This is a genomic window from Oleiphilus sp. HI0067 (assembly GCF_001635735.1).
Window position 1 is genome coordinate 1 of sequence record NZ_LWFI01000039.1, and the last position, 810, is coordinate 810.

An 810-nucleotide genomic window follows, 5' to 3' on the forward strand; every position below is an offset into this window, starting at 1 on the left:
AGTAAGAACATCACAACGACCACTTTCAAAACCAGCACGTGTTTGATCTGAAGTATCAAATGTTACAGCAGTATATTTCATACCGTTTGCGCGGAAATAATCTGCTAAGTTCAACTCAGTTGTTGTACCAGCTTGAATACAAGCCGCAGCACCATCTAACTCAAGAGCACTTTTAACACCAAGCTTTTTCGACACCATGAAACCTTGACCGTCGTAGTAGTTAACGCCTGCAAAGTTTAATCCCAGAGAGGTGTCACGAGTGTGTGTCCATGTAGTGTTACGAGATAAGATATCAATCTCACCAGACTGAAGCGCTGTAAAACGCTCTTTAGCAGTTAAAGGCTTGTATTGAACCTTAGATGCATCGCCTAAAACAGCTGCTGCAACAGCTTTACAGACGTCGACATCTAGACCACTCCATTCACCCTTTTCGTCTTTCTGAGAAAATCCAGCAAGACCAGTACTCACACCACAAGAAAGCATTCCGCGTTTTTTAACGTCTTCAAGCGTTCCTGCATTTGCACCAAAAGATAAGCCTACTGCAAGACCTGCAGCGACCAATGAAGAGAATTTCAACATTCGTGTTCTCCTAAGTTTTGTTTTCTTCCAAAAAGGATTTCGCAGCGCACCTAAGCAACAACAGAAAGCTGACACATGCACTGATGTGAGCTCTATATACAAAATTGATGCCACCACGATTCGCATTATTATTGTTCGCCCGAAAGTTCGGACATTTCAGCGTCATCATTAGCGACGCAATCAGTGTCATCTATTTCAAATAGATTTACAACAGGCTTAAATGCTTAAAAA

Annotated in this window: 1 protein-coding gene; it reads right to left on the reverse strand. The window is 42.0% G+C overall.

Annotated features, from left to right (window positions below; translation table 11 throughout):
- The coding region (locus tag A3739_RS00740) for an amino acid ABC transporter substrate-binding protein (protein WP_156502213.1) at positions 1-579 on the reverse strand (579 nt) is incomplete at its 3' end.
- Between the last annotated feature and the right edge of the window lie 231 nt (positions 580-810).